This is a genomic window from Chryseobacterium limigenitum (assembly GCF_900114875.1).
In the GTDB taxonomy this organism is placed as follows: Bacteria; Bacteroidota; Bacteroidia; order Flavobacteriales; family Weeksellaceae; genus Chryseobacterium; species Chryseobacterium limigenitum.
Genome location: NZ_FPKW01000001.1, coordinates 580,242 through 589,666, shown reverse-complemented (window position 1 = coordinate 589,666; position 9,425 = coordinate 580,242). Strand labels below are relative to the sequence as shown.

Below are 9,425 nucleotides of genomic sequence, written 5' to 3'. Positions count from 1 at the left end.
CTTAAACTCTAGACTGTAATTTTTTCTGATCTTTTTCATACTCTTAAAGATAAAGAGTATAAGAATTGTGTCCTAACAAAGTTAGCAACTCCATGTAGGAGTGTTTTCAGATTCTGTAAATTTCAAAACGATATCGTTTGCGGAATGCGGAATACCAAAAGCTATCAATGCAACTAATATTAGCCTGAATTCGGCACAAATCACATGGTCTTTAATTAGTACAGCTGAAGGCTATCATGTTTCTTATAGAAAAACAGGAGAGTCGGACTGGAAACAGGTTTTTGTGTCTTCTAATGAAGTAAACCTAATTAATTTAACTGCCGATACTGATTATGAAGTTCAGGTGGCTTCAAGTTGTAGTGGAACTATTGGAGAGTTTTCAGACGCTGTAAATTTTAAAACTAAATCACTTGGTGTATGTGGAGTACCTAAAAGAGTAACTGTTTATCATATTGGAGCAAATACAGCTTCTGCAACTTGGGCCAATGTATCCGGAGCTTCTAGCTATAATATTAATTATAGAATGATAGGATCTGGGGCTCAATCAAATTGGTCTAATGTTACTGCTTATACAAATAGCGTTGTTCTATCTGGATTAGCTGCTGACAAGGAATATGAAGTTAGAATTTCAACAGTTTGTGATGAAACTTCTTCTTCAGACTATACAACTCCTGTAGGCTTTAAAACTCTTTTAGTAGGAACTGGCTGTCAGTCTCCTGAAGCAATAAATATCAATACTATTACATCTACTACAGCTAATGTAAATTGGGAAGCAGTAGCTGCCAGTACAGGAGGTTATGTATTGCTGTATAAGAGGACAGCTGCAAATACTTGGTGGGAAGATATGGCTACTTCTAGTAATAACGCTGCTTTATCTGGTCTAAGACCGGGAACCGATTATCAGGTTAAAATAGCTTCAATATGTGACGGTAGATTGGGTGAGTTCTCTAATCCTGTAGATTTTAGTACTTTAAATAATATTGATTCAGTAACAGCAAACCATGCTAAGGAAATTAAATTATATCCTAATCCGGCAATTGATATATTAAATGTAAATAATATTTCTGATAATGCAATTTATAAAATATATAATTCAACTGGCAAAATGATAAATTCAGGAAATATTACTCAGAATAAAATTAATGTTTCACAATTGTCCCAAGGGATTTACATTATTATGATTGAGCAAGGTAAAGATATCTTTAGATCACAATTCATCAAAAAGTAGTATTTTAAATATAATACTTCAAAAGAGTCCTCAGATTTTCTGAGGATTTTTTTTGAACTGGCAAGAAAATTTTATATTATAGTTGTTTAAAATTTCATTTTTCTAAGAAATAAAATAAAGAAAGCTAAATAATGTAAATTGATCCACATGATATTTAATTGTTAATGAAAATGCCGAAAACTGAGCTTCTGCAATCAGAAAAGGATTACCATGTTGGCAATCCTTCTTTTTTATTTTTCTAAAGCTTATATACTCTAAGGTAAGCTAATTTTTTTGCCCTGTTCAGGGAAAATATAATGTATTTTTAGCGGATTATTTTTCAATAGCTCCTCCTTTATAATCTCCGGATTATCTCCGGTCGGTTTTCTATGGGTAATTACGATATTTAAATTTTCAAGACTTTTTTGTCCGATTTTGTCTTTCAGCTTTTCTAATTCTTCCAACAATAAATTAGGTGTTAAATGCCCAAATAAGGCCTTTTCAGGCTGGCTGTTTGGAAAAGAAACTTCAATTAATAGAGTGTTTAACTGTCTTTTTTTAATCAATGGGGTGATGTCGTTCCAAATAGTATTTAATTTATCAGATTTCTCAACTCTGTCGGAGCCGGTATCGCCAAAATATAACAAATAATTTTTGTCCTTTCTTATCAAAACAGCACTGCTTTTATAAGGATTTACATGACTTAGTTCGTAAGATTTCAAGAAAAAAGGTGTATTTGGTGCTGGAATTTCTACCCCTTCCTGCAGTTCATTATAATGGTATTTTCCAAGTATTGGTTTCTGCCCCTGATCGACAAAATTAATCCAAGTATCCGTTATAAAATAATGATTTTGAAGAATTTGAATTACTGGAGCAATGGCATAAATATCCTTTTTAGAATCAGCCGGAGAATTGATAATCAGCCCCGATAAATGATCCAAATGACCATGAGATATAAAATATCCTTTGATCTGATCTTTTAAAACGGTTTCAGAAGTTCCCGTAAGACTCTTCAATTCGAGGGCTTTTCGGATTCCTGTATTTACTGTTCCTGCATCAAGACAAAGAAAAGAGCTGTCATTAGGAGCTCCGACTAAATAAGCCGATAAATTATCTTCCTGTTCTCCGCCATAAATACCTAACGGAATAAGGTCAAAATTTTGTGCCTGAGAAGCAACGGATAACAAGATAGTAAATAAAGAAAATTTTATTTTTTTCATTATAATTTAGAACTTAAAAAACGATGTCGTACAGCGATAAAAAACAAATTTAGCGATTCTATGTCGAATACATAAAACATTCGAATTATTAAAATCAAAGTTTTAAGCTCAATTAATTAGTTATAATAGTTTAACATCATTAAATTTTATCAAAGATAAAATCCCTGCACCTTAAAAAGAATGTTTTATTTTTAATTTGCGTTTTTGCGATTTATCAACCATAAAACAAATTTTTTCACATGAAAGAGCAGGATACTGTAAGTTTCTAAAATGTATATTTTTATTTTTGTTAATCAGTTTAATTAAAATAAATTCAGAATTTCCTGAAAATGATTATGAAATTTCAAAATAAATCAAATTTTCTATTATCTGTTCTTATACTTTTTTTCCTGTCATCAGCAGTAAAAAGTCAGGATAAATTTCCGGATGGAACGCTTATTCCGCAATGGTTTAGAGATAATAAACCCACAGACATCAACAAATTAGGAAAGAAATATATTCTTACAGATTTTGGAGTTAAAAATGACAGCACTATTCTTCAGACAAAACAAGTTCAGGCTGTGATTGATAAAGCAGCAGAAAATGGAGGTGGAGTTATTATCATACCAAAAGGAACTTTCCGGATAAGTTCTGTTTTTTTTAAGCAGGGAACGCATTTACATTTAGAAAAAGACGCAGTTTTAAAAGGAAGCGATGATATCAACGATTATCCGGTTGTTACAACAAGAATGGAAGGACAAACGGTAAAATACTTTCCGGCATTGGTAAACGCCGATGGATTGGACGGTTTTACGATTTCAGGAAAAGGAACTCTTAACGGAAACGGACTACGATTCTGGAAATCATTCTGGAAAAGGCGTGAATGGAATCCCAAATGCACAAATATGGATGAAATGAGACCTCGTATCATCTATATTTCAAATTCTAAAAATGTTCAGATTGAAGATATTACCGTTAAAAATTCACCTTTTTGGAGTACTCATTATTATAAAAGTCAATTCGTAAAATTATTGAATTTGACAATTTTAGCTCCAAAAGAGCCTGTAAAAGCCCCAAGCACAGATGCCGTTGATATTGATGCATGTTCGAATTTTTTAATTAAAAACTGCTATATGTCAGTTAATGATGATGCCATTGCCTTAAAAGGGGGAAAAGGTCCAAAAGCCGATCAGGATCCTTTGAATGGTGAGAACAGAAATATTATTATTGAGAATAACACATTTGGATTTTGTCATTCTGCATTGACCTGCGGTAGCGAATCGATTCACAATTACAATATCATTTTCCGCAACTCAACGGTGAAAGATGCTTCGAGATTATTGCATTTGAAAATGAGACCGGACACTCCGCAACATTACGAATACATCACGCTTGATAATATTAAAGGAAATGTAAAAACTTTCTTGTATGTAAAAGGCTGGAATCAGTTTTTTGATTTGAAAGGAGAAGAAAAGCCGAAAACCAGATTAGTAAACAATATTGTCTTAAAAAATATTGACATCAGTTGTGAAACAGCTTTCGATATTGAAAAATCAGACTTGTACGAGTTGAAAGATTTTACCTTAGAAAATTTGATAATCAAAGCATTAAAGCCTGAAGAACAGAACTTAAATGCTATTGGAAATTTAAAGAAAACGAATGTAAATGTTACCAAAGTAGTCTCTTTAGATAAATCATATGATAAAAAAGACGATTCCGACAACGCTCAAAAATAAATTCTAATTGGTTGATTTATGAAAAACTGGATAGGATTTTTAGCTGTTTTTCTTTGTTCATTAATGTTCGCGCAACAAGCCTCTTTCAAATTTGATTTTGGAGGAAACAGAACTGAAAACGGTTTTATTACGATAACTGAACATTCGAAATTTGATCAGAAAAGCGGATACGGATTTATGGATATTTCCAACTTAAAATCCCTTGACAATGGAGGAAATGCGTTAACGGGAGATTATATCACCAGCGACAAGCCTTTCTATTTTTCGGTGGCGATTCCGGAGGGGAATTATGACATACAATTGATTTTAGGTGACAGTAAAGGAACTTCTGAAACAACAGTTCGTGTAGAAAATCGCCGTCTGATGCTGGATGATGTGAAAACAAAAGAAAAAGAGATCATTGAAAAATCAATTACCGTTCACGTCAAAGACAGTATCATTCGTAATCAAAACGGAGCTCAAATTGGGATTGTAAAATTAAAACCGAGAGAAACAAAATATCTGCATTGGGATAATTTACTGACGATTGAGTTTAATGGTAAAGCTCCGAAAGTTTGTTCTGTAATTATTGAGCCTAATAAAACAGCCAAAACAATTTATATTACAGGAGATTCCACCGTTGTTGATGCCCAGTACGAACCCTGGGCTTCTTGGGGACAGATGTTGCCGTATTTTTTTGTTTCGAAAGAAGTCGTGATTGCCAATTATGCCGAAAGCGGCGAAACGTTGAAAGCCTTTGAAAACCGCCACCGAATTGATAAAATTTGGAATAAGATAAAACCCGGAGATTACCTGTTCATCCAGTTTGGACATAATGACCAAAAATATGGAAATAGCAAGAAATCAGGTTACAGAAAAAGGTTAAAAGAATGGATTCTCAAAGCAAAACAATTGGGAGCGATTCCGGTTTTGGTTACTTCGATGAACCGTCATGTTTTTGATGAAAACAATAAGATTGTCAATACTTTGGATGATTTTCCTTCTGCGATGCGCGAAATTGCAAAAGAAGAAAATGTATTTTTAATCGATTTAAATGCAATGAGCAAAACGCTGTTTGAAGCGATGGGACCGGAAAATTCTAAAAAAGCATTTGTCTATTATCCCGCAAATTCTTATCCCAATCAACCGGATTCTTTGGCGGATGACACTCATTTTAATACGTATGGAGCTTATGAATTGGCGAAATGTGTTGTGAAAAGTATTGTCGATCAGAGGTTGCCTTTGAGTAGATTTATTTCAAAAAATTATAAAGGTTTTGATTTAAATAAACCTGATGCAGTTGAAAAATTTCATTGGCCTGAAAGCATCTTTATGGAATCTTTAAAACCAGATGGAAATTAAAAATTTAGAATTTTGTGGTTTAAACACTTTAGAACATTTAAGTTTTTAAAGTTTAAATAATTGAAAATAAAAAGTTCACGTTAAGAGAAAATCAAAGATTTTCAAAAACTTAAGTGTTCTTCTGAAAAGTTTGGTAGTTAACTTCAATTACACTTAAGTGTAAAGTCTTTTGTGCCTTTTGTGGTTAAATTAAATACGTAAAAATGAAAATTAAAAATATAGTCAGTCTCAGTCTAATCTTTTTTGTCTTCGGAAACCTTTCCGCACAAAATCCGTGGCCAAAAACTACCGAAACCGCAAAACCCTGGACACGTTGGTGGTGGATGGGAAATGCTGTTGATGAAAAAGGATTGGATAAACAATTGATAACACTTAATGAAGCAGGTTTTGGAGGTGTTGAAATTGTTCCAATTTACGGAGCAAAAGGATTTGAAAATCAATACATTAATTATCTGTCTCCTGAATGGATGAAAATGCTTCAGTTTACCACGGACAAAGCAAAAAGCCTGAATATGGGCGTTGATATGGCGGTCGGAACAGGCTGGCCAATCGGCGGTCCGCAGGTAAGTGAAGAGGATGTTGCCACAAAAATGATTGTTCAGACGTATACAATTTCATCAGGTGAAAAATTTTCAGAAAAAATTGTTTTAAATGATGGAAAGCTTAAAAATTTAAAAACGATAAAACTAGATATTGTAACGGCTTATAATGAAAAAGACGAAGCGGTTGTCTTAAACGATAAAATCACAAACGACGGTTCTCTCAATTGGAAACCTGATTCCGGAAAATGGACAATATATGCAGTTTTTACAGGTAAAACACTTCAGAAAGTAAAACGTGCAGCTCCTGGCGGAGAAGGATTTACTTTAGACCATTTTTCGCCTGTCGCTACGGTAAATTATCTTAAAGCTTTCGATAAAGCTTTTGGAAATTCCAATTATGGGGTGCGTTCTTTTTTTAATGACAGTTACGAAGTTTACAATGCCGACTGGACGCCTGATTTTAAAAATGAATTTAAAAAAAGGAGAGGATATGATCTAAGTCCGTACATCAAATATTTGATTAATAATGATGAAAACGTGGTAACGACAAGAGTTAAATCTGATTACAGACAGACGCTGAGCGAATTGATTTTACATAATTTTGCAGATAATTTCACCAACTGGGCGCATTCCAAAAACTCAAAAAATACCAATCAGGCACACGGTTCACCCGGAAATTTACTCGATTTGTACGCCGCAGTCGATATTCCTGAATCTGAAACTTTCGGAAGTTCTATTTTTGAAATTCCGGGGTTGAGAAGAGACACCGCAGATATTCAAAAATCAGATATGCCTGATTTTAATATGTTGAAATTTGCTTCTTCTGCAGCCAATGTGACGGGCAAAAAATTAACTTCCAACGAGACTTTTACCTGGCTGACTGAGCATTTCAAAACTTCTTGGTCACAGGCAAAACCAGAAGTTGAGCAGGTATTTTTATCGGGAATCAATCACGTTTTTTATCATGGCACAACTTACACGCCGGCTGATGTTTCTTTTCCGGGGTGGTTATTTTATGCTTCGACGAATTTTGTTCCGGAAAATAGTTTATGGCCACATTTGAAAGGATTAAATTCTTATATTGAGCGTACTCAATCTGTTTTACAAAGCGGAAAATCTGATAACGAATTACTGATGTATTGGCCGATTTACGACCAATGGGCAAGTCCAAAAGGAAAAGATATGGCCTTTAAAGTTCATAATGTTGAAAAGTGGTTGCAGCCAACACCGTTTTATGATGATTTGAAAAAATTGAACAAAATAGGGTATTCTTTGGATATGGTTTCGGATAAAATGATTAACGAATCAAAATCGGAAAATCAGAAAATTCAGACTGCAAAAGAAGGATCTTCTTATCAGGTTTTAATCATTCCGGAATTGACGTATTTACCGGAAACTACTTTGAATGATATTCTGAAATTAGCCCAAAATGGCGCTTCAATTATTTTTCAAAACGAACCAAAAGATATTCCCGGAAACTTTGAAGTGGAGAAAAGAAGAAATCAATTAAAATCTTTATGGAATCAAATTCCGTTTCAGAATCAAGGCGAAAACGTGAAAATTGCAACATTCGGAAAAGGAAAGATTGTTTTAAGTTCTGATGTTGAAAAAGGATTGGAATATTTGAAAGTACAACGAGAAAAGCTAACGGATACGGGATTGAAATTTGTAAGAAGACAGTTTGACGGCGGAAAATATTACTACATTGTCAATCACACTTCAAAAGAGATCAATCAATTCGTTCCTATTAATTATACAGGAAAACAAACCACGATAATGAATCCGGAAAACGGAGATTTTGGCGTTGCCGAAATGCAAAATAATTCTGTTCGAATTCAGTTGAAATCCGGAGAATCTTTAATTCTGAAAAATTCTGAAACTGTTGATTCATCCATCTTAAAATGGAAATATGTTGAAAAGACAGGCACTCCAATAAATTTAGATCAGGCTTGGCAATTAAGTTTCAAAGAAGGCGGTCCCAAACTTCCGAAATCCCGAAACTTAAAGAAACTAGAACCCTGGACGAATTTTTATGACGATCCTGCAACGCAAAGTTTTTCAGGAACAGGCGTTTACATCACGGATTTAAATGTAAATAAAAGGAAATCAGACGATTATCTTTTAAAATTTGATAAACTGTATGAAAGTGCAAAAGTGATTGTCAATGGTCAGGATGCGGGAATTGTCTGGAGTATTCCTTTTGAAATTAGCATTGGAAAATATCTGAAAAAAGGTGAAAATACCATTCAAATAGAAGTTTGTAATTTAATGGCAAATAGAATTCGTTATATGGATCAGAATAAAATCACGTGGCGAAATTACCATGAAATCAACTTTGTAAACATCGATTACAAACCGTTTGATGCTTCCAACTGGAAAGTTCAGCCTTCCGGTTTGGATGGTAAAATTCAAATAATTCCAGTAACTTACTCGAAATAAATTTTAAACATAATGAAGCAGACTATTTTAAAAAAAATTGCATTAGGAACCTGTTTTTTGGTGGCTGGTTTTTACTATGCTCAAAACAAACCAAAAGTTGTGTTGGATAACTTTTTCAATAACGAAAAACAGCAAGATAAAGAAACCGGAGAATTGAAATCCATGCATTATACTTGGGAAGATAAAACCAACGGCGGATTTTCTTTGTTAGGAGAAATCTTCACAAAACAAGGGGCGGAAATCAGTACTCTGAAAACAGCTCCCACAAAAAAAGATCTGAAAACGGCCAATGTCTACATCATTGTAGATGCGGATATTGACAAAGAAGCTTATGGAGGAAAGGCAAATTTAATTGATCCGGCAAGCATTAAAAATTTGATGAAATGGGTTAAAGATGGTGGTGTTTTAGTTTTGCTAAGCAACGATCATGGCAATTCTGAGTTCGAACATTTTAACAAATTGGCCGGAGAATTCGGAATTCATTTCAATGATGACAGTTACAATCGCGTTCAGAAAAGAGAATTTGAACAGGGAAAAGTAATGGTTCCGGCAGGAAACGAAGTTTTCTCTGAGCAGAAATTATATATGAAAGAAGTGAGCTCCATAGACGTAAAATCGCCTGCCAAAGCTATTTTGACAACAGAAAATAAAAACATTGGAGCTGTCGCAAAATTCGGAAAAGGAACTGTTTTCGCATTGGGTGATCCTTGGTGCTATAATGAATATATCGACGGAAAAAAATTACCGGCAGATTTTACCAATTATCAGGGAACAGAAGAATGGGTAAAGTGGTTATTGGAACAAGTTTCCAAAAAATAATTGAATCTGTGCAATCGATTGAATTTATCTGATGAATATTTTGGGCAGCTTAATCCGCCTTCCACTCCCAATCTTTTTGTTACACTGCGTTCCACAAAAAGGATTTCCGTTCAAGTCGGGCTGCGAGAGATTCAACGGAAAA

6 protein-coding genes are annotated in these 9,425 nt (G+C 34.0%); 5 read left to right on the top strand and 1 reads right to left on the bottom strand.

Translation table 11 applies throughout. The features are described from left to right. Nucleotides 1–100: 100 nt before the first annotated feature. Nucleotides 101–1,228, top strand: coding sequence for a fibronectin type III domain-containing protein (locus BT156_RS02695; protein ID WP_072406934.1), 1,128 nt, complete (start codon nt 101–103; stop codon nt 1,226–1,228). A 254-nt stretch (nt 1,229–1,482) separates the two neighbouring features. On the opposite strand, the gene BT156_RS02690 is transcribed toward BT156_RS02695, so the two are convergent. Beyond that, entirely contained in the window at nt 1,483–2,427 is a 945-nt protein-coding gene (locus BT156_RS02690) for a 3',5'-cyclic-nucleotide phosphodiesterase (RefSeq protein ID WP_072406932.1), read from the bottom strand. 335 nt (nt 2,428–2,762) lie between these two features. On the opposite strand from BT156_RS02690, the gene BT156_RS02685 reads away from it, so the two are divergent. From BT156_RS02685 to BT156_RS02670, 4 genes are all read left to right on the top strand, one after another. After that, the gene (locus tag BT156_RS02685; protein WP_072406991.1) at nt 2,763–4,142 is read left to right on the top strand and encodes a rhamnogalacturonidase; all 1,380 of its coding nucleotides are present in this window, start codon (nt 2,763–2,765) and stop codon (nt 4,140–4,142) included. 18 nt (nt 4,143–4,160) lie between these two features. Then, complete coding sequence (locus BT156_RS02680) at nt 4,161–5,483, top strand: rhamnogalacturonan acetylesterase (protein WP_072406928.1); 1,323 nt, start codon at nt 4,161–4,163, stop codon at nt 5,481–5,483. Between the two features lie 203 nt (nt 5,484–5,686). Beyond that, nucleotides 5,687–8,464: a glycosyl hydrolase gene (locus BT156_RS02675; protein WP_072406926.1), complete on the top strand. Its 2,778-nt coding sequence runs from the start codon at nt 5,687–5,689 to the stop codon at nt 8,462–8,464. 12 nt (nt 8,465–8,476) lie between these two features. Continuing rightward, nucleotides 8,477–9,283, top strand: coding sequence for a lacto-N-biose phosphorylase central domain-containing protein (locus BT156_RS02670; RefSeq protein ID WP_072406924.1), 807 nt, complete (start codon nt 8,477–8,479; stop codon nt 9,281–9,283). The last annotated feature ends 142 nt before the right edge of the window (nt 9,284–9,425 follow it).

Coding starts and splice junctions, on each gene's coding strand:
- BT156_RS02685 (WP_072406991.1), top strand. CDS start 2,763: ATGAAATTTCAAAATAAATCAAATTTTCTATTATCTGTTCTTATACTT.
- BT156_RS02675 (WP_072406926.1), top strand. CDS start 5,687: ATGAAAATTAAAAATATAGTCAGTCTCAGTCTAATCTTTTTTGTCTTC.
- BT156_RS02690 (WP_072406932.1), bottom strand. CDS start 2,427: ATGAAAAAAATAAAATTTTCTTTATTTACTATCTTGTTATCCGTTGCT.
- BT156_RS02670 (WP_072406924.1), top strand. CDS start 8,477: ATGAAGCAGACTATTTTAAAAAAAATTGCATTAGGAACCTGTTTTTTG.
- BT156_RS02680 (WP_072406928.1), top strand. CDS start 4,161: ATGAAAAACTGGATAGGATTTTTAGCTGTTTTTCTTTGTTCATTAATG.